The following is a 19,659-nucleotide window of genomic DNA, read 5'->3' on the forward strand; positions in this document are numbered from 1 at the left end:
TAATAAGGAGTAATAATGAAAGATCAGGTTTCACCCCAAGAATGGCAAGCGCGGGTTGAACTCGCCGCGGCTTATCGATTGATCGCCCACTTCGGCTGGGATGATTTAATTTTCACTCATATATCCATGCGTGTCCCGGGTACCCAGGATCAATTCCTAATTAATCCCTATGGCATGATGTTTCATGAGATCACCGCCTCATCGCTGATCCGCGTCGACCAACAGTGCAATAAGTTGCATCACAGCGACTACCCGGTGAACCCCGCAGGCTTTACCATTCACAGTTGCATCCATGAAGCCCGCGACGACGCCCATTGCATTATTCACACTCATACCGCCAATGGCGTAGCGGTGTCGGCATGCAAGCACGGGCTATTGCCCATCTCGCAACAGGCGGTGGTGGTGCACAGCGGCTTGAGCTATCACGACTATGAAGGCATCGCCCTTAACCCGGAGGAAAAAGCGCGCCTGGTTGCAGACTTGCAGGACAACAACTTTCTGATCCTACGTAACCATGGCCTGTTGACGACGGGGGCGACGGTGGCAGACGCCTTCTTATTTATGTATGCCCTGGAATCGGCCTGCGCCATACAGGCACGTACCAACCAAGATCCAGAGCAACTGATTCATGTGCCACAACCAATTATCGATGGCATTGAAGGGCAAACTCAGGCGGTCACTAAAGGCCTGGGCGGTGCCTTGGCCTGGCCGGCGTTATTACGCCTGCTTGATGCCAACAATCCCGGCTATGATAGCTAACCATTCGCCAGGCCTTCAATAATCGTTAATAAAAAAGCCCCATCATTTGGGGCTTCCTTTATTATGAGCTAGAGTCGCCATTAAACGTCGTCTCTGAGTTCCCGACGCAGGATTTTGCCCACGGTGGATTTAGGCAGCTCCTTTAAGATATGAATATGCTTGGGTACCTTGTAGTTGGTGAGCTGCTCTCGGCAAAATGCCTGCAACTCCCGCTCATCGACGTCTTGCTTTACGGTGATAAACGCATGCACCGCTTCGCCGGTGCGCTCATCGGCCTTACCGACCACGGCCGCCTCAAACACCGCTGGGTGACTCACCAGCACGTCCTCGACCTCGTTCGGATAGACATTAAAACCAGAGACGATGATCATGTCCTTAAGGCGATCAACCACCTTTATGGCACCACTCGCCAAACGAATGCCGACGTCACCGGTTTTAAAGTAGCCGTCGGCGGTTAACGCCTTGGCGCTGTCTTCGGGGCGATTCCAGTAGCCCTTCATAACCTGTGGGCCACGCACCACAATTTGTCCGCTTTCGCCGTCGGCAACCGCCTTGTCATTCTCGTCCCAAAGCGCCACCTCGGTGTCGCGCAGCGGTAAACCGACCGTGCCGATTTGCTCCTGCCCCGGTTGGTTTAGGGTAACCACGGGAGAGGTTTCCGATAAACCGTAGCCCTCGGATATACTGCAGCCCGTCACCTCGGCCCAAGCATTAGCGGCGGTGGTGGTCAAAGCGGCGCCACCGGACAAGGTTAAGCGCAAACTGGAAAAATCCAGTTCTGTAAACTCCCTGGTCGCACACAGACCCACAAACAAGGTGTTGATCCCGGCAAAACAGGTAAAACGAAACGGCTTAATGGCACGGACAAAGGCATCCAAATCGCGCGGATTGGGGATCAACACGGAGTGATTACCCGAGGCGGTATTGATCAAAATGCTCAGGGTAAAGGCATAGATATGATAAAGCGGCAAGGGACAGATAAAGATCTCGCTGGCATCATCATAGCGATCACCAAAGGCTTCCTTGGTTTGCAAGGAGTTGGCAATCAGATTTTTATGCGTTAACTGCGCTCCTTTGGACACCCCGGTGGTGCCGCCGGTGTACTGCAGCACCGCCACATCATCCAGCTGCGCAGTGGAGCGTGGGTAGTCTTGACCCTGCCCTTGTGCCAGCGCCTGATGCCAGGTCACACAGTGTTCGGCGACGGGGTCGCTGCTCTCAAGCAGTAGATCCGCCGCGCCGGTGCTAAGCACCAGATCTATTTGCGTCTCGGCCAAAATGGCATCCAGTTTGGGATACAAATCGCCCAGGATAACCAGGGCCTTGGCTCCGGAGTCATTAAACTGGTGCAGCATTTCCCTTGGCGTGTATAAGGGGTTGGTGTTGACCACCACTAAACCCAATTTAAAGGCAGCATAAACGACAATGGGGTATTGGTTGACATTAGGCAATTGAATGGCAATGCGATCCCCGGCTCGCAGCCCTTGACCATAAAAATAGCCAGCGAATTGCTCTGCCAGTGTATCTACCTGAGCAAAAGTGAGGGTTTTCCCCACGCTGGTAAAGGCGTCTTTATCACCATAAGTGTGGCAGGCGGACGAAATAAATTGGTCTAGGCTTTGATACTCATGTAATCGTGCAAGCATAGGTTTCCTCGCTTTTTATTCTTTTTATTTGTCGGAAAAATCATAGCTTGCTTTTGGCTTGATGTATCTAGGTACTATGCCTTGCTCTTTGGCCGCCGCCAACATGGCCTGCTCTATCCAGCCCGCATCCATAATGTTGACATAGTTACCGTCGGCATCGAAATTGATATTCGCACCCTGCACCACCATAAAGGTGTCGGTTACACCTTCATTACTTGCCGGCGTATGGAAGGTATGAATGGAACCACCGGGTTCAAACAGGTAACTACCGGCCACTTGCTTGTCGTCCGGGTATTCCAGATAGTGCCAGCAACCACTCATGGTATAGAGATGAACGATGCCGGTGTGAAAGTGCTTGGGTAACGTCACATTGGGTTCAAACTGTACCCGCAATACCCAAAGCCCGTTTTCTACATCCAACACCAAAGGATAGAGATGCACCCCAGGGAGCGCATTCTTAATGATTTGCTGCTCTTCGGTGTGCACACATAACAGGTGCTCGAGATGATTAACCATATCAGGTAAGGCCATAGTGTGTTCCTCTTACTTGTTGCAGTGCCTTAAAGGCTTATTATTATTGTGAGTTAGGGGCACCGATATGCCCAATTTTTAATCGTGATGAAAAGGGGTCAATGCGCCCTGGCGGCCCGGTTCAAGGATCACTTTAATGTGGTCGTTAGGCTTTAACAGGGTGTTAAAAGCCTCGGCAATGCCGTCCATACCGACCGTGGCCGTGCACATTTTTTCCCAGGCGATATCGCCACTGGCGAGCATTTGCAACGCGGTGGCAAATTCTTCAACCGAGTAGTAATACGAGAATTTAATATCCATTTCTTTGACCGTGGCATAACCAAAGTTCACTTGCGTCATAGCGGTGTGTACGCCGGTAATGACCAGGGTAGAATTAGCGGGTGCCCGCTCGATAAAGCCATTGAGCAGTTGATGAATGCCGACGCACTCAAAGATCACCACGCGACGGCCCTGAGCCAGGTCACTGGTAAACTTCACCTCATCATCCTGGCTTGGGTCTAGGGTATACAGGGCACCAAATTGCTCAGCCACTTCGCGTTTGCTGGCTTGAAGATCCGAGGCAACGATCTCTTTTACACCCAGGTGTTTCAACGCCGCAATGGTGGCCAAACCTATAGTGCCGCAGCCTGCGACTAGGGCCACACAATCACGGTCGATTTCGGCGCGGTTAACCGCGTGTACGCCCACCGCTAAGGGCTCGGTAATGGTCACTGCCAAAGAGCTTAGGTGCGCAGGCACTTCCAGAAGCAGCTCGGCATCAAGGATAAAATATTCTGAATAGGCGCCATTGAGACCCGGTGTCACCCCGACGCCAGCACCGCCTTGCGTGAGCAATATTGGCGCACAGGTTACCCGGGTACCCGGCGCAAAACGCGGTAATGTCTGTGGGCCATAGCTCACTACTTCCGCACAAAACTCATGCCCTAGCATGATTGGCGCGGAGCTCGGTAGGTCCTCTGGCAAGACGCCCATCTTTTTGTAAATCTCGAACACTTCTTCGCCGTGGCGAGCAATATGCAAATCTGAGCCGCAAATACCACAGGCCAGGCTTTTGACCAATACTTGCCCCGCTGCTGGCACGGGCATGTCCACGTCAATGTTACTAATTTGGCCATTTTGTACTGCCACTGCCGCCATCTTACTCATAGAAGTATCCTCATTTGACGTTAGATTGATTCACCCTCTATTACTCCCACCGAGATAGACAAGAGGTGACTTTAGATAGTAGTTACAAATCCAGGAGGATATCTTGACAAAATGCGACATGGTGATGACATAATAAGACATATAAATCACTTCATTGCCACGGTGACCCCATGCCCTATTATGCCCGCATCGGCTCTCTCACCGGCTACTCCGAGCTGGTAGAGCGGCTTGGTGCCGACCCCTGGGACTTACTGTCACAGGTATGCATCTTGCCGAGGCAGTTTACCGATCCGGACCTAATGATCCCCCACAAGCAAATTGCCGAGCTCCTAGAAATGACCGCCGCGCAATTGCAGCTTCCCTATTTCGGTGCCCAGCTAGGGCAACAGCAGGGCTTAGCAACGCTGGGGTTAATCGGCGCCTACATAGTGCAAAAGCCGACCCTGCTGCAAGCGTTGGAATGCGGCGCTAAGTGCGCCCAACGCCATGCTCAGGGGGTCAACCTAACCTTGGGCGCGCCGAGCGCGGACCAGTGCGAGCTGGCCGTTAGTCTCCAAATCAACCACCACCAGCAATACACACAAATCTGCATGTTGACGCTAAGCCTGATACTCAGCGTGTTGAGAGACATGCTTGGCGATGACTGGCAGCCCCATCATATTGGCTTTAAACAACACCTGCCCCTGGCCGCCAAACTGGCACTGGAGCAACTGCTCGGTTGCCCGGTACAAGGCAGTTGTCGTAAAGACAGCATTGTTTTCAATGCCGACACGTTAAGCCAGCCACCACTGCAGCAGGCCAACCTGCTCGCCGAGATCGTTGAGAGTCAATTTCAGGGTTTTCAGCTACAACAGCATGTCGACTATGTAGTGCTAACCCGTCACGCCATTAACATGCTGCTGCCCACAGGCGATTGCAGCAAGGAGAGCATAGCCAAGAGCCTGGATCTGCACCCGAAAAAGTTAGAGCGCCTGTTAAGTGAACAACACACCTCCTACCGGGATCTGCTGGAACAAGTACGCAAGGATGTGGCCCAACAGGTTCTGATAAGCCAACGCCCAAACCTCACTAACTTAGCGCTAAACCTAGGTTATTCGGAGTTTTCGGCGTTTAGCCGCAGTTTTAAGAGCTGGTTTGGTATGTCGCCGACGCACTATTTGCAAACAGTCAACAATAGTAAAAAATAAGCATCAAACACCTGCGTAATGCTAAAAATCAAGATCACATCAAAAAAAATTTAACCTCCTGTTTTTAATTGAAAAAAAATATATAAAAAAACGGAAAAACAGACAATATGACACACAAAAGGTACAAAATCGTACATTAAATGAATTGCAACAAAACCCCTCCCACCGGTAACTTTTTGGCAACAAGACGAGGTTGTCGGCAACACTTTCACCTGAAACCAGCTGCTCGATTGACCATGTGTATTACCAAAATAGGAACTAGTCATGACTCGACTATTCAACAAATCCCGCCTGGCAACGTTAATGATGCTAGCCATGGGAGGCACAGCCCAAGCAGCCACCGAGCTTTCCCCAGCAGAATTGCAATTTACCCTGATCACCGGCGAAAAGGTCAGCGCAATTGTAAAACCGGATGGTCAGCTAGGCGGTATTCGCCTGCACGATGAAAATGGTCAAGAGCAGTTAACCAGCGTATTTCGTAGAGGCGACAGCCAATATGTGCTGACCGCCAAATCACAAAACTTAGTTGATAACCACGGCGTCGACTTAGAGTTGTTTAACATTACCAAATTACATCAGTCCGGCTACGACGATGCCTCAACCGATAAACTACCAGTCATTGTCGAATACACAGACGGCACCCTTGCGGGCAGCGTTACACCAACCACTTTTGAGGGTGTCTCACTGACCGGTGAGCTGGAAATCATCGACAGCGCCGCCTTTGCCATCAGCAAAGACAAGGCTGCACAAGTTTGGCAAAGCTTCAGCGGCGACAGCCGCATTAAAGGCGTCTGGCTTGACGCCATGGTACATGCACATAAAACCTCACAAGGCAGCGCCACACTAACGCCAACCGTGCCACTAACTGGCGCCTATGGCCCTCTGGCGGCACAATACAATGGTGCCGGCGTGAAAGTAGCCGTACTCGATACGGGTTATGACACCAGCCATGCCGATCTTGTTGGCAAGGTAATCGCCGAGCGTGATTTTATTTGGCCTTTTAACAAGGTTGACGACTTCAACGGCCATGGTACCCACACCGCCAGCACTATTGCCGGCACCGGTGCCGAGTCAAATGGTCTGTGGGCGGGTGTTTCTCCCGGTGCGGACCTCATTGTTGGGAAGGTATTAAGCGACGCCGGTGGCGGCTCAACGTTCGGTATCCTTAATGGTATGATCTGGGCCGTGGAAGAAGGCGCGCAGGTCGTAAATATGTCCCTGGGTGGCAGCGGCACAAGCTGTACTGGCCCGCTTGTGGATATGGTTGAAGCCTTGAGCGACCAAGCCCTATTCGTTATTTCCGCCGGTAACAGTTTCTCTCGTGAAACCGTGGGCGTACCAGGTTGTGCGCCAAGTGCATTGACCGTAGGTGCCCTGGATCGTGAAAATAACACAGCGTCATTCTCATCTCGTGGTCCATCGCCGGATGGCCACTCGTCAAAACCTGATATTGCCTCTCAGGGTGTAGATGTTGTTGCTGCCGCCTCGGGTGGTACCGGTGCCACCGCCTACAAGGCGTTGTCGGGCACCTCAATGTCGGCTCCACACGTTGCCGGGGGTGCGGCCATCGTCATGCAGGCTCGCCCTGACTTATCACCACAAGAGGTAAAACAAATACTGACTTCTTCTGCCGTTGAATCCGCTGCTCATGTACTTGAGCAAGGCGCAGGTCCTATGGATATCAACCGTGCCGTTGCCCAGGCGGTGATCTCTGCACCAAACCAAGAGTTGGGTCTATTCCGCCATGGCGATGGTTCAAGCTATACAGAGACGCAAGTCACACTTGAGAACCTGTCAGCAGAAGACATCACCCTGAAACTAAGCCTGGATTTAATCGGTGAAGACGGTATCACTAAGCTGCCAGCCACCTTTGCCGGCCTGGGTGAAAAAGAAATCACCATCGCCGCCAATAAAACGGCGCAATTACCAGTGTGGGTTAACCCCGAAATTGCCCTGCGCGACGGTGCCTACGGCGCTATTACGGGTAAGATCATTGGTAAAACGGTAGGAACAGACGATGAGCAGGTCATTGTGCCTATCTCATTCTGGATTGACCAACCACAAGTGACCCTAGATCTAAATGTGACCGACCGTCGTGGTATGCCGGCTTCATCACCTTCTAAGGTCTATTTAATCAACGAAGAAGACGACTGGGGTCGCTATGTACAGCTTAACAATGGCCATGCCAGTGTGAGCGTACCAAGCGGTGACTACACTGTGGTTGCCCATATCATGACCTATGATAACGACAGCACCACTGCGGGTTTAGTTGAGTCAGCCACCATGATGGCGGATCTTGATGCCAAGCTGACCACAGATCGCCAGCTTCAGTTTGATGCCCGCGATGCCCGAGAAGTAACCTTTAAGGCCAGTAAACCATTAGCGACTCAAGGCTTCTCATTTGGCTTCACCTATGCCCTGGACGACAGTAAAAACGCCAAGCTGGCCGCTTATGATCTAGCCCCGGATTACGTCAACAATATGTACGCCTGGTCACAAGGCCATGACAGCCGCTTCCGCTCATTTGTTACCACCCGAGCAGTGGCACCAGAGACCGAGGTACGCACCCAAGGTGGCGTGGTATTGGACTATGTAAACCAGGGTGAGGCCTTGTCATTCCACGGTGAAGGCAGCGCCGAAGTGGTTGCCGTAGGCGAAGGCGACTACAGCACCGATTGGAGTCAATTTGACCTCGAAGGCAAAATTGCCCTTATCTCTCACCCATACTATGTGACCTCTTACATGGTTCGTAACGCCATGAATGCCGGCGCCATTGGTGTTATTCACTATCGTGGCGGAAGCCATGGTCGTTACAAGGGTAATATCAGCGGTACCCCGCGCGTACCTGTGATTAATATCAGCGCCGAGCAAGGTGAGCTATTAGCCGCAGAAGTGGAAGCGGGTAACAACCGCATCAGCTGGTCGGGTATTGCCGCCGAACGCACACCCTATGCCTATTCGATTAACCACATTACCGATGGTGCGATCGAGTCTGGTCAAATCGTGTTGCAAGAACAAAAGATGAGAAAGGTCACCGCCCAATATCACTCACAGAATGACGAGCGTCCAGCCTGGACAGATGTTATGGCCATGACCAATAGCACCGGCGAATTCTACTCAACCGGTAGCCCGCAAATGATCATGTTGCCAATTGAGCGTGAAGAGTATTACAGCGCCACAACTAAGAATGCCTGGACCAATATCGTTATGCCAAGCAGCCGTTTAGGCTCAAATGGCGGTTACTTTGATGGCCCTCGTGTAATGACAGAAGGTGAAGAGCAGACTAGCTGGTTTAAAGGTCCGCGTACCGGTGCCCTACTAACCAACGGCTCGGCAATGGTGGCCCGTCAGACCAACCTGCTTTACTTCCGCTTCGCCACCTTTGGTGATGGCGCAGGTCACGATGGTACCTCAGGTTTCAATGGCAGCTCTGCGGTTGGCGTCAAACTAGACGGTCAATCGGTTTTCCCGAACAACGGTATGCTTGAAGTACCACACAGCAATGCCGAAGTTGAACTGACTACCCAGTACTATGCCCGTGGCGTAGGTGAGCGCTCACCTGTTAAGGATAACCTAGGCTCATTCTTCCGCGGTGTTTACAGCTTCAATACTCACAGTGAGACCCAGGGTCGCCAGGCGGTATTGATGCCGACCTATGATATCCCAGTGGATATTGAAAACAGCGTGCCTGCGGGTGAAGCGTTTAATATCGCCTTGGGCGCCAAACTTGACTCGGCAGAAACAGTCTCGCTGAGCGAAGTAAGCGTGCAATACGCTTTTGGCGAGCACTGTTTACCGGAAGGTGTATCGGCCTACAGCTACGCCCTGTATCAACGCGCCTACCAGAAAGCGCATGGCAACAGGCAACCGTATCGATGGTGGATGGTCAGTGGACTGCAACCCTGCCAAACAATGGTGCCGCAGGCGAATTTGTTCACCTACGTGTGCAAATGACCGATGCGTCGGGTAGCACGGCGTCTCAAACCATGATGCGTGTATACATGCTTGATTAACCCCTTTGTTGGTTCACAACCACAAACCACCTTGTTCTTGTAGCAAGGTGGTTTTTTTGCTTTAAGGCGGTGCCTTCAACCCCGCTTTGAGTAGTGACTTAACTCTGAAAATACTTTATTGTGCGGACAAGCATTTTTTGACTCTACAAGCAGTTATATGAGCCAAACAGCAGTTACCTCGACCTTTTTTGCGATCACCCTGTTATTCACTCTGCCCGCCTGCCAAGGCGAAACGGTCAAAATGTCGAAAAGTGGCATTTGCCATACTCCCGAATCGGCCCATTACCAGCGCACGACAAATTTTAAGGCCTATGCCGATTTACCCAGTTGCCTCGATGCAGGCGGCCGCTTACCCAAAGGCTATGGGCAAAACAATATCGACCCCCAGGCCAGTGGTAAGTATAACCGCGATGACTGGGCCCATTGGTTGGATGAAGATAATGACTGCCAGGACACCCGCGCCGAGGTGTTAATTGCCCAATCACAGGCTCAGGTACGCTTTAACGATCAGCAACAATGTCGGGTTACATTCGGTGCCTGGACGGATCCCTATTCGGGTAAGCAGTTTACCAGTGACGATGACTTAGACATCGACCACATAGTGCCGCTCAAATTTGCCAGCGAGCACGGCGGTGCTCATTGGAGTCGCAGCGAAAAGGCACGCTTTGCTAACGACCTGGACAACCTGCTCGCCGTAGACGACAGCCTCAATCGCTCCAAAGGTGCCAAGGGCCCAACCGAATGGCTGCCACCTAAGCACGACTACCGCTGCGAATACCTCGCACGCTTCAATGCAGTGATGACCAAGTATCGCTTAAACTACACCGCGCAGGAGCAACGCACGCTAACGAAAATGCGCAGTGCGTGTAGCTAGTAGCGATAACCACAGCCTAAATTTAGGGCTCTTTAACACCTGCAACCTCCATCATTACAGGCATAAAGCCGCCCCAGCGGATAAGCCACCGGCCATTGTTGAAAAAATAGAGATAATCAAAGTCCCAGTTTCAAACTTAACCTATACTGTGAAAGTTAAACATTGACCAACGAATGCCTAGTTAATGTTTAACTTTTTAATTTGTTCATAACGCTAGCAGTAATGCGTTGATTTTGCTTCCCCACCCTTTTTAATAAAGGAATAGGATTATGAAAAAGTTCACCACTAAGCTGCTAGTTACCGCCAGTGCAATACCAGCGTTAATGTTTGCTTCTAGTGCTTCAGCCTGCGCCGGCGACGGCACACAGCTCCTTGGCAGTATGTGTGCATTCGCAGGAAACTTTGCACCGCGTGGATACAGTTTGGCCCATGGCCAGCTTTTATCGATCAGTCAATTTACCGCGCTATTCTCAATTGTAGGAACAACCTATGGCGGAGACGGACGTTCAACCTTTGGCCTGCCCGACACTCGCGGTCGTGCCCTTATTGGCTGGGGAAATGGACCCGGTCTGAGCAATTATCAGATAGGCGCTCGCGGAGGGGCCGAGTCGGTAACCCTTTCTGAAGCGCAATTGCCTTCTCACTCTCATGCAGCGAATACTATGGTGTCTGGCGATATAGACATTGATGGGGTAATAAGCCTTCATGCGTTTAGTGGTAAAACAGAAGCGAAAGGCCCGGCTGGTAACACTCTTGGCGAAGGGAAATACGCAACCGACGCGCCGGATGTCATGATGAACACAGATTCCATTTCTTTTAGTTTGGTGGCACAAAACAACCTGACGGCTTCAACAACGGTCACAAATACCGGGGGCAGCCAAGCTCATGAAAATCGTATGCCCTATATTGCAGTAACCTGGGTCATTGCGGTTCAGGGCATTTATCCATCGAGAAATTAACTGAATGTATAACACCTTTAATGGGGGCCGGTTACGACTTGTTTTACTCGTCTGTAGCCTGGCTTACCCATCTCTCACTTTTGCAGAAAATACAAAGGAATTGCTGACCAGGGGGTACAAAGCCCTCGCGGAAGAGGACTATTCTCAGTCGTTTGAAATATTCTCTCGGTTGGTGAAGCAAAACTCCCCAGAAGGGCACTTCACGTCGGCATTATTTTATAAACATGGCTGGGGAAGTGTAGAGCAAGACCAGGGTAAAGCATGCGAGTTATTTTTGTTTGCCGCTGAAAATGGCATACCCGTAGCCCAGCAGGAATATGGGTATTGTGTGCAGCAAAACATCGCCCTGGGTTCAAATGAAAAGCCCGGCGATTGGTTTAAGCAAGCGTATAATAATGGTGTCTACGAAGCCGCCTGTGATATGGGTCGTTTGTACCTGGGTACTCCCTGGCAAGAACGAAGCCTGCCTTTAGCAATACACTGGTGCCAGCAAGCAGCCGAGCGAAACGCGGTTAAGGCTCAGGTCACCTTGGCAGACATCTACCTCTCCAACTCAGAAGTCTTCAATTTAGAGAACGCCGAGTTTTGGTATACGCAAGCCATCAATAACGACTCAGGAGAAGCGGCTTATAAACTTGCAACCCTGTACCTTGAGGTTGTAGGTCAGCAACAAGGTGACGAGTCCACCGCCAATAAGGCCCTTTATTTAATGGAAATTGCCTCATCTCGTTACATCGCAAAAGCCTATGCACCCACCGCTAAGCTGTATTGGAAGAAGTTGCAAACAAGCGGCAAAGATAGCTCAGAACTCTTAGCTAAAAGCTATCTATGGGCCAAAGCGGCACATCAGGTTAACCCAACCGAGGATTCAACAGGTTTTCTGAGTGAAGTCGAAAACGAGTTACCGGGAAAGTGGAAAGGAAAACTAGATTTGCAGGTTGAAGAATTTCTCACAAATGCCAAGCAGTAGAGAACACCAGCTCGAGAGTCTGCAATTTTGGTCGCCGCCCCTATCACCTCCTTATTTTCATCTAACTAATCAGGGTCTACTTATTCTAAAACATAGGGAATTACTTGACCTGTGCCTGAGGCTCGGGTCTAAGCTTTATGTAGGAGTGCAAAACTGAAAAGCCAATAGGAAAGTCGCCAAGCCGGCAAAAAGGCTTGCAACCATGACTAACAAGTTAAGGTATTACACGCTGTTGACATCACTGAGCCCAGTTAAGTCTGTTAACGGTCTTATGCAGAGTAGAGATATCAAGGCACTAGCTTATATTAAGTAAGCACTAATCCTGGCTTTAACCTGGCGCGCATCAATGAAGAACAACAGCAAGGTTCTCACTCATATTAGGAGATAAATTATGAGCGATTTAGATCATAGAGTTGGCGTCAAAGAGCATAACTTAGTTGTTCGAAACCTGAAATTAAGAAATGGTTACCGAAGAGAACAGTGACGCATTAGTTTCTGAAATAGATAAGGTTTTTGGGATAGATGAAGTAAGTTACAACATAAAAAACGGTGAAATCCACCTTGCCTATGATGCTACTCATATTGATCTGGACGGTATTGAAGAAGTGATCAGAAAACATGGAGCTGATTTGCATGATGACTGGTGGACCCATACTAAAGAGAGCTATTACAAATTTGTCGACCAAAATGTTAAGGACAATGCCAAACATAAGCCTTGGAGTTGTCATCAAGTGCCTACAAAAGCAAACCGGAAACAAAAGTAAACTCACTGGCTAAGAGCTTGCTAACTAAAAAGACGTAAAGCAGGGGGAAGCGATGAAAATTAAAAAGTATACCCTTAAAGCATATGCAATGGGGATTGATACCCACCAAGAGCCTATAGTGTACATGCGCCAGGATTGCCTTATTTGTCACTCGGAAGGCTTTAGCTCAAACGCTCGCGTGCTTTTAGAGACAAACAATAAGGAATTAATTGCCACATTGAATGTTGTTCGAAATGAAAAGTTAGCACCAGATCAGATAGGCCTCTCTGATATTGCAATGGCTCAATTAGATACGTTTGCAGGCCAACACCTAACCATTTCTCATGCCCCGGTAGTTAGCTCTTTAGGCTTTGTAAGGAAAAAAATTCTTGGTTTAGAGTTAGATAAAAAAGAAATAACTAAAATTATTGAAGACATAAGTAAGCACAGATATACCGACATTGAAATTGCGAGCTTTTTAAGTGTCTGTGCAGGAAAAAGACTCAGTATCGATGAAATTGTTTATTTAACTCAGGCAATGGTGAGTTGCGGCAAGATACTGCAATGGGAAGAGCATGAAAAAGTTTTTGATAAACATTGCATAGGAGGACTTCCCGGAAATAGAACAACCCCCATCCTAGTGTCTATCGTCAGCGCCGCAGGATTAATCATTCCCAAAACTTCCTCCAGAGCAATCACCTCCCCCGCAGGCACAGCAGATACCATGCAAACCTTAACCGATGTCAGTTTAAGCATGCAGGATATTAAACGCGTAGTAGACAAAACGGGAGCCTGTTTAGTCTGGGGAGGAGCGGTCAATCTTAGTCCCGCAGACGATGTACTGATCCGCATAGAGCGATCATTAGATCTGGATGGTGAAGGCCAGTTGATTGCCTCTGTTTTGTCAAAAAAGATTTCCGCCGGTTCGACCCATGTACTAATAGATATACCCGTCGGTGAGACGGCCAAAGTCCGTTCCCAAGAAAATGCCGCACGGCTAGCCAGGCTGTTTACTCAGGTGGGTCAGGCTTGTGGCATTAATGTGCGGTGTCTTATAACGGACGGTTCAAAACCTGTTGGCCAAGGCATAGGCCCGAGCCAGGAAGCGAGCGACATTTTAGCCGTGTTAGGCTGTAAAAAGGATGCGCCTATGGATTTAAAAGAGCGCTCATTGATTTTAGCGGCAAATTTATTTGATTTAGACAATGGACAAGGCATAGAGGCTGGGTTGGAAAAGGCAAAATCAATCCTAGAAAGCGGTCAAGCATTGACTCAGTTTAATAAAATTCGAGCGGCACAGGGCCAAATCAAGGAACTTACCTCGGCTCGGTATAACCATCAAGAAGTTGCTAACAAGAGCGGCTTTGTGAGCCATATCGATAACCGCAAACTTGCCCGGTTGGCTAAATTGGCAGGGGCACCATTTTCCTTGAATGCCGGTTTAAGACTGCATGTAAATGCAGGGAGCAAGGTGGTAAAAGGCGAGCCTTTGTTTACTATTTTTAGTAACAGCACCGGAGAGTTAAGTTATGCGCTTGATTTCTATCAGAACAACTCTGACATCTTTAATATTCAGGAATAAAAGATGAAAAGTGTAATGAGTCAATCAATGATCTTTTCTTTAAATTCTGAGCCCTTAGTTGCAAGCCTAAGCAAGCAATTAGATTGGTCGATTGGCTTATATAATTCACGTGATTTTCCCGATGGGGAGTCTTACCTTCGCATCCAAAGCAAGGTGAAGAATTGTCATTGTATTGTTGTTGCAGACTTATCCCACCCCAACGAGAAATATTTACCGCTTATTTTCTTGCTTGATACATTAAAAGACTTGGGTGCTAAATCCGTTGGCTTGGTAGCCCCCTATCTGAGTTATATGCGTCAGGACAAGCGCTTTATCGACGGTGAGGCCATTACTTCAAAAGTATTTGCTCAGTCGCTTTCTAATCACATAGATTATTTAGTGACTGTGGATCCGCATTTACATCGCTATCACTCCCTGGATGAAATATATTCCGTGCCAAATGTGGTGGTGCAAGGCGCACCTTTACTTGCGAACTGGTTAAAAGGCCAGCCAAACTTGTTTCTGGTTGGCCCCGATTCCGAGAGTGAGCAGTGGATAAGTAGCATTGCCAAAGTAAGTGGCCATGCCTACGTTATTGGACAAAAGAATAGACATGGCGATCGCGATGTTGAGGTAATGCTGCCAGATTTAGGTGCTCACGAGGGCCAAACCGCCGTGATCGTAGATGATGTCATTTCGAGCGGACACACTATTTTAAGCTGCATTGAGGCCTTAAAAAAATATAATGTTGAAGAGATTAAATGCGCCGCAGTGCATGGTATTTTCGCTGATGGCGTAGATGTGCGTTTGATTGCTGCGGGCTTGTCTGAGCTTATCACTACAAATTCCATCACCCATCCCTCAAATGCCGTCGACATTGCTCCCATACTGGCAGAACCCATACTAAGCTGTTTGGCAAAACTGGAAGGGAAACCGTAAAGAAAGCCACATTACCGAGACTGTACAGGCACACTATATAGCAGCAAGGATCTCTCCCAGGATTGCCATTACAACGAAGAAGATCAGCAGCACTTTTAAAGTTTTTTCTGATTTATGAAGAGGCTTGCCCAAACATAACCATGCTATCCCCAACACAATCGCTAACGGAGGGAAAGCAAGGATTAATAGTATGAAAATTATAAATTCCATCATAACTCCATGAGCTTTTAGTGGATAATCCTACATACCTCCATAGAACGTATTCACAAAGCCCTGTAGCTTTTCAGCAAGCCTGGGGATTACATACTTGTGTTGCAATACACTGGGTGGCTTTTCCATTTTAGCAACGATTTCTTCCCTTAGCGGTTTCTGTTAGCTGAAAATCATGCGCTCAACTAAGGCTTTTAAGCTGTCAGGAATGAAGTGCTCTTATTCTGCCATTTGCTGGGTCGCGTTCTCCATCAGCAGGCTTATAAAGCTCGTCCGTGGTCTAGCATGTTTTACTTGGGTATTCGTTAGCGGAGTGAGGATTTTAGCCATGGTAAGTAGTACAACTTGTATAAAAACCAAACTGCACTACTTAATGTACTACTAACCCTAGGTGTGGTTGATTTATTTTGGACATAAAAAAAGCCCAATTTCCTGATAAATATCAGAAAGTTTGGACTTATCTGGTTCATATCGAACCGAAAAGTGGTACCAGTGGGCGGACTTGAACCGCCACGCCCGAAGGCAACGGATTTTGAATCCGTCATGTCTACCAATTCCATCACACTGGCATCTTTTTTCTTTAACCTTCTCAGCGAGAAGATAAAGAAAAACCACTTCAGAGCAAAGGCTTTTTTTATTTGCCCTCATCTCTATGCCCAGCATTATACAAAGAATGATAAGCGCGGCAAGCGTTTTATGTTATTAATGTGTCAACTGCCGATTATTCAACCAAAGCGGGCTTTTAACCTATCTCACATCTATAACAATGGCCAACGCCCCAAAGTCAAAATGGAAAGCGTCGCCTTTGTAATCACCCTTTGTTACACTGTCGCCGATTTTGTTTGAGAGAAATAACATCATGTCTTTGAATTCTACGCCTGCGGGCATTGGTCGTCGTCTCGCTTCACTTATTTATGACGGCTTAGTGGTTATTGCCTTTGCCATGCTGACCACCGTGGTCTTTCTGCTATTAGTGCAAGGTGGTGTCTCCTTAGGCTGGATTGCTATGGGCGAGGCCGAAGATGTGGCCGCGCTGATCCAACAAAATACCATCCTCTATGTAATTCGCGATATTCTCTTAGTGCTGGTAAGCATTAGCTTTTTTGGCTATTTCTGGAGTAAAAGCGGACAGACTATAGGCATGCGCGCCTGGCGCTTGCAGGTACGCCGTTTAGACGGGTCATTGCCCACATTTTGGCAAGGTGCCTGGCGCAGTTTAGCCGCCCTACTCGGCCTCGGGAATCTTCTGGTTTTAGTGGATTTTAAAAATAAGCGTGCGCTACAGGACTACCTGTCAGGCTGTGAAGTCGTGATCCTATCGAAAGAAGAAAATAGAAAGGTCTATCGCGCCTTAGATTAAGACCTGACATTTCAGAGCGGCCATCTGCGCCGCTCTAATCGTAGGTCAGGCTTTGCCGCCCTAGATAGCAGTAGTTGAGCAATGCAGGTGCAATTGCCAAGAGTCCGACAAACAAGCTCTCAACTTCCTTGACGGCGCAACGCGCCGACCTGTAACCGCTCTTTCATTCAATCTAAACGCTTTCTGATCGCGGCGCTCGTTGTGTAGCATAGCAGCGCTATGTAAACAGCGAGCAACAAAGAGCAGGATGCGTTTAGGCAGTATCAGCCAAAATAATAGAGCATGACGAGCGCTGGAAGTACAAGGCAAAAATGGTCGAAATGCCGCAGTTTACATAGAGCAAATGAGGACTTTGAGACCATTTTTAACGCCGTAATTGTGAGCGCAGTTGCTTTAATTGCGGCGTTTGAGTAGGTAGCTGGCAAACACAATAAAGAGTAGGCTCGGCAGCACGGCACCAATAAAGGCCGGGATCTGATACACGGTCACTATCGGCCCGAAGATGCGGTCGGTTAGGTGGAACACGATACCCGTTATCACCCCCATAACAATACGCGCGCCCATGGTCACGGTACGCAGCGGCCCGAAGATAAAGGATAACGCCACCAATAGCATTACCGCCAACGCCACCGGCTGCATAATCTTGCGCCAAAGGGCGAGCTCATAGGTGCTGGTATCCTGATCATTTTGCTTTAAATACTGCAAATAAGACCAAAGACCACTGAAGGACAGGGTTTCCGGCTTCACCGAGACCACCCCTAGTTTTTCCGCGGTTAACTGCGAGGCATAAAAGTATTCGTCCTGAGTCTGCTCACTGATTTGCAGATCCGACATAAGTAAGGTTCTAACATCACGCAGCATCCAACCGCCATCACGGTTAAACCCTTTGGCCGCAAAGGTCACCCGCTGCAGTTGCAGTTCCTTATCAAAGTGATACATGCGAATGCCATTTAACTGGCCTTGTTGATCAACGTCTTCGATATTAATAAAGACATCGCCGTCTTTGGCCCATACCCCTTGCTGTGCGCTAAACACCTCGCCCCCGTAGATGGCCTGCGATCGCAGTTGCTTGGCGGTTTGCTCCGCCTTGGGCACTCCCCACTCGGCCATGGCCATCATCAACAGGGCCATAACAATGGCGGTTTTCATTACCGAGCCGATGACCTGCAGGCGTGACATACCGGCGGCTTGCATCACCACCAGTTCGCTGTTGGAGGCCAGCGCCCCTAAACCGGTCAAACCACCGATTAACGCCGCCATAGGGAAGAACACCACCACGTCGCCAGGAATACTATACAGGGTGTAGAGCATGGCATCTATGATGTCATAATTGCCGCGCCCGACCGATTTCAACTGTTCGATAAATTTTATCAGGGTGCTGATGCCGACCAAAACCAACAGGGCAAAGCCCGTGGTCTGCATTATGCTACGGCCTAAATACCAGTCTAATGTCTTCATGCTGTGGCACCTCTGCGCTTAAAGCTGGCGCGCAACCAGGCACCCAGGGGGCGTCCCTTAATAATCAAAAATGCACCTATAAATAAAGCACTTAAATGCACCCACCATAAGCCGGCAGAAACCGGGATTTTGCCATCTTCGAGGGCAAACTTGGCGGCATTGAGTAAGATAAAGTAACCCAGATACAAGGCAATGGCTGGCACCAGCTTGGCAAACTTACCCTGGCGCGGATTAACCACACTCAGCGGCACCGCAATCAAGGTCAACAGAGGAATGGATAAGGGAATGGCCAGACGCCACTGAAACTGCGACACAGCCTCGTTACTATCTTGTTTTAACAACTCTGAGGTGGGCACGGCTTCAAGCCTACGACGCTGATGCTCGATGGCCTGTTCGCGGATTTGCACCTGATAGCTGTCAAAGTCGGTGCGCTGCACATCAAGCCCCTTGTCTTTTAATTCCACGCGCTGACCCTGACTGAGGATCAGCTGTTGCTCGCCGTTTTCATGCTCTTCTACCTGACCCATGTCGGCATAAACAATCAGCGACTTTTGTACATCTTCGCCGCGCAGCAACTGGGCAACAAAAACGCGATTAAGGACCCGGCCACCGTTATCGATATTGTGAATAAAGACCACGGCTTTTTCGTTACCGGTTTCTTGGAAACGCCCGGCTCGCAGGGCCGACAGACCGGCTTCGGCCTCGGCGCGTTCTTTAAGCTGATATTCTTTTTCGCTGGCCCAGGGCGCCAGATAAAGCGTCATGGCACCGGCTAAAATAGCCAGCACGGTACTGGAGATCAAGGTTACCCGCACCACATACCATTCACTGACACCACAGGCCTTCAGTACGGTCATTTCGCTATCGGCATACACCCGACTATAAGCGAGGATAATACCCAAAAATATACTCAGAGGGAGAATCAAGGACGCCAGTTGCGGCAACTTTAAGGCAACCACAGAAAGCACCAATTTTGCTGGAATACTGCCCTCAGAGGCATCGCCTAAAATGACAACGAATTTTTGACTCACAAATATCGTCATGAGGGTAACAAAAACAGCCACCTGCGACTTCAAAACTTCTGCGGTTAAGTATCTAAAAATCAGCAATGTGCGCCCCTAAAAACGTCGTGTTTCACTGGCATAGTGGGAAAATTTGAGTAAACTAGTTATTTTAGTCACTTTATTATATGTCAAGCGGATCAAATATCCTACCTAAGGCATGTAATTGTCTACACTTTAGTTTAGTGGATTGAGCAAACCGTAAATAGTTCACTGGCATATTATAAGTACTTACTCGGTCT

The 19,659-nt window shown here is 49.1% G+C and carries 15 protein-coding genes, 1 tRNA gene and 1 pseudogene; 11 read left to right on the top strand and 6 right to left on the bottom strand.

Annotated features, from left to right (window positions below; genetic code table 11):
* Positions 1 to 15: 15 nt before the first annotated feature.
* A complete protein-coding gene (locus C2M29_RS02340) occupies positions 16 to 759 on the top strand; it encodes a class II aldolase/adducin family protein (RefSeq protein ID WP_105188207.1) in 744 nt (247 codons plus the stop codon).
* 80 nt (positions 760 to 839) lie between these two features.
* Here the strand turns inward: C2M29_RS02340 and C2M29_RS02345 are convergent, their stop codons facing one another.
* The 3 genes from C2M29_RS02345 to C2M29_RS02355 all read right to left on the bottom strand — a co-directional run bounded on the left by C2M29_RS02345 (position 840) and on the right by C2M29_RS02355 (position 4,082).
* Complete coding sequence (locus tag C2M29_RS02345) at positions 840 to 2,405, bottom strand: AMP-binding protein (protein ID WP_105188208.1); 1,566 nt, start codon at positions 2,403 to 2,405, stop codon at positions 840 to 842.
* Between the two features lie 24 nt (positions 2,406 to 2,429).
* Complete coding sequence (locus tag C2M29_RS02350; RefSeq protein ID WP_105188209.1) at positions 2,430 to 2,936, bottom strand: 2,4'-dihydroxyacetophenone dioxygenase family protein; 507 nt, start codon at positions 2,934 to 2,936, stop codon at positions 2,430 to 2,432.
* 78 nt (positions 2,937 to 3,014) lie between these two features.
* On the bottom strand, positions 3,015 to 4,082 hold the full coding sequence (locus tag C2M29_RS02355; protein WP_105188210.1) for a zinc-binding dehydrogenase: 1,068 nt from the start codon (positions 4,080 to 4,082) through the stop codon (positions 3,015 to 3,017).
* A 170-nt stretch (positions 4,083 to 4,252) separates the two neighbouring features.
* On the opposite strand from C2M29_RS02355, the gene C2M29_RS02360 reads away from it, so the two are divergent.
* The 8 genes and pseudogenes from C2M29_RS02360 to C2M29_RS02395 all read left to right on the top strand — a co-directional run bounded on the left by C2M29_RS02360 (position 4,253) and on the right by C2M29_RS02395 (position 15,328).
* Positions 4,253 to 5,269, top strand: a complete 1,017-nt coding sequence (locus C2M29_RS02360; protein WP_105188211.1) for an AraC family transcriptional regulator — start codon at positions 4,253 to 4,255, stop codon at positions 5,267 to 5,269.
* A 264-nt stretch (positions 5,270 to 5,533) separates the two neighbouring features.
* On the top strand, positions 5,534 to 9,223 hold the full coding sequence (locus C2M29_RS02365) for a S8 family serine peptidase (protein ID WP_233998334.1): 3,690 nt from the start codon (positions 5,534 to 5,536) through the stop codon (positions 9,221 to 9,223).
* 216 nt (positions 9,224 to 9,439) lie between these two features.
* Positions 9,440 to 10,156: an HNH endonuclease family protein gene (locus C2M29_RS02370; RefSeq protein WP_105188212.1), complete on the top strand. Its 717-nt coding sequence runs from the start codon at positions 9,440 to 9,442 to the stop codon at positions 10,154 to 10,156.
* A 269-nt stretch (positions 10,157 to 10,425) separates the two neighbouring features.
* The gene (locus C2M29_RS02375; RefSeq protein ID WP_105188213.1) at positions 10,426 to 11,115 is read left to right on the top strand and encodes a phage tail protein; all 690 of its coding nucleotides are present in this window, start codon (positions 10,426 to 10,428) and stop codon (positions 11,113 to 11,115) included.
* Between the two features lie 4 nt (positions 11,116 to 11,119).
* Positions 11,120 to 12,085: a tetratricopeptide repeat protein gene (locus C2M29_RS02380; protein ID WP_105188214.1), complete on the top strand. Its 966-nt coding sequence runs from the start codon at positions 11,120 to 11,122 to the stop codon at positions 12,083 to 12,085.
* A gap of 391 nt (positions 12,086 to 12,476) precedes the next feature.
* Positions 12,477 to 12,849 (top strand): annotated as a pseudogene (locus C2M29_RS02385) (cation transporter).
* A 52-nt stretch (positions 12,850 to 12,901) separates the two neighbouring features.
* On the top strand, positions 12,902 to 14,410 hold the full coding sequence (locus tag C2M29_RS02390) for a thymidine phosphorylase family protein (RefSeq protein WP_105188215.1): 1,509 nt from the start codon (positions 12,902 to 12,904) through the stop codon (positions 14,408 to 14,410).
* Positions 14,411 to 14,413: 3 nt separating this feature from the next.
* Entirely contained in the window at positions 14,414 to 15,328 is a 915-nt protein-coding gene (locus tag C2M29_RS02395; RefSeq protein WP_105188216.1) for a ribose-phosphate diphosphokinase, read from the top strand.
* A gap of 694 nt (positions 15,329 to 16,022) precedes the next feature.
* On the opposite strand, the gene C2M29_RS02405 is transcribed toward C2M29_RS02395, so the two are convergent.
* Positions 16,023 to 16,107 (bottom strand) — tRNA-Leu (locus C2M29_RS02405).
* Between C2M29_RS02405 and C2M29_RS02410 the strand changes: the two genes are divergently transcribed.
* Both C2M29_RS02410 and C2M29_RS02415 read left to right on the top strand, forming a co-directional pair.
* Positions 16,082 to 16,384, top strand: coding sequence for a hypothetical protein (locus C2M29_RS02410; RefSeq protein WP_105188217.1), 303 nt, complete (start codon positions 16,082 to 16,084; stop codon positions 16,382 to 16,384). The two genes, C2M29_RS02405 and C2M29_RS02410, sit on opposite strands and share 26 nt — an antisense overlap.
* A gap of 13 nt (positions 16,385 to 16,397) precedes the next feature.
* A complete protein-coding gene (locus C2M29_RS02415) occupies positions 16,398 to 16,898 on the top strand; it encodes an RDD family protein (protein ID WP_105188218.1) in 501 nt (166 codons plus the stop codon).
* A gap of 393 nt (positions 16,899 to 17,291) precedes the next feature.
* Here the strand turns inward: C2M29_RS02415 and lptG are convergent, their stop codons facing one another.
* Positions 17,292 to 18,356: an LPS export ABC transporter permease LptG gene (gene lptG, locus C2M29_RS02420; RefSeq protein ID WP_105188219.1), complete on the bottom strand. Its 1,065-nt coding sequence runs from the start codon at positions 18,354 to 18,356 to the stop codon at positions 17,292 to 17,294.
* A complete protein-coding gene (gene lptF / locus C2M29_RS02425) occupies positions 18,353 to 19,465 on the bottom strand; it encodes an LPS export ABC transporter permease LptF (protein ID WP_105188220.1) in 1,113 nt (370 codons plus the stop codon). Before lptF ends, lptG begins: the two co-directional genes overlap by 4 nt.
* Positions 19,466 to 19,659: the final 194 nt, after the last annotated feature.

Source organism: Pseudoalteromonas sp. T1lg48 (genome assembly GCF_002964785.1).
Classification (GTDB): Bacteria; Pseudomonadota; Gammaproteobacteria; order Enterobacterales; family Alteromonadaceae; genus Pseudoalteromonas.

What these genes read in the sequence shown, in the direction of transcription:
- C2M29_RS02340 (WP_105188207.1), top strand. Translation starts at nt 16, where the DNA reads ATGAAAGATCAGGTTTCACCCCAAGAATGGCAAGCGCGGGTTGAACTC.
- C2M29_RS02345 (WP_105188208.1), bottom strand. Translation starts at nt 2,405, where the DNA reads ATGCTTGCACGATTACATGAGTATCAAAGCCTAGACCAATTTATTTCG.
- C2M29_RS02350 (WP_105188209.1), bottom strand. Translation starts at nt 2,936, where the DNA reads ATGGCCTTACCTGATATGGTTAATCATCTCGAGCACCTGTTATGTGTG.
- C2M29_RS02355 (WP_105188210.1), bottom strand. Translation starts at nt 4,082, where the DNA reads ATGAGTAAGATGGCGGCAGTGGCAGTACAAAATGGCCAAATTAGTAAC.
- C2M29_RS02360 (WP_105188211.1), top strand. Translation starts at nt 4,253, where the DNA reads ATGCCCTATTATGCCCGCATCGGCTCTCTCACCGGCTACTCCGAGCTG.
- C2M29_RS02365 (WP_233998334.1), top strand. Translation starts at nt 5,534, where the DNA reads ATGACTCGACTATTCAACAAATCCCGCCTGGCAACGTTAATGATGCTA.
- C2M29_RS02370 (WP_105188212.1), top strand. Translation starts at nt 9,440, where the DNA reads ATGAGCCAAACAGCAGTTACCTCGACCTTTTTTGCGATCACCCTGTTA.
- C2M29_RS02375 (WP_105188213.1), top strand. Translation starts at nt 10,426, where the DNA reads ATGAAAAAGTTCACCACTAAGCTGCTAGTTACCGCCAGTGCAATACCA.
- C2M29_RS02380 (WP_105188214.1), top strand. Translation starts at nt 11,120, where the DNA reads ATGTATAACACCTTTAATGGGGGCCGGTTACGACTTGTTTTACTCGTC.
- C2M29_RS02390 (WP_105188215.1), top strand. Translation starts at nt 12,902, where the DNA reads ATGAAAATTAAAAAGTATACCCTTAAAGCATATGCAATGGGGATTGAT.
- C2M29_RS02395 (WP_105188216.1), top strand. Translation starts at nt 14,414, where the DNA reads ATGAAAAGTGTAATGAGTCAATCAATGATCTTTTCTTTAAATTCTGAG.
- C2M29_RS02410 (WP_105188217.1), top strand. Translation starts at nt 16,082, where the DNA reads ATGTCTACCAATTCCATCACACTGGCATCTTTTTTCTTTAACCTTCTC.
- C2M29_RS02415 (WP_105188218.1), top strand. Translation starts at nt 16,398, where the DNA reads ATGTCTTTGAATTCTACGCCTGCGGGCATTGGTCGTCGTCTCGCTTCA.
- lptG (WP_105188219.1), bottom strand. Translation starts at nt 18,356, where the DNA reads ATGAAGACATTAGACTGGTATTTAGGCCGTAGCATAATGCAGACCACG.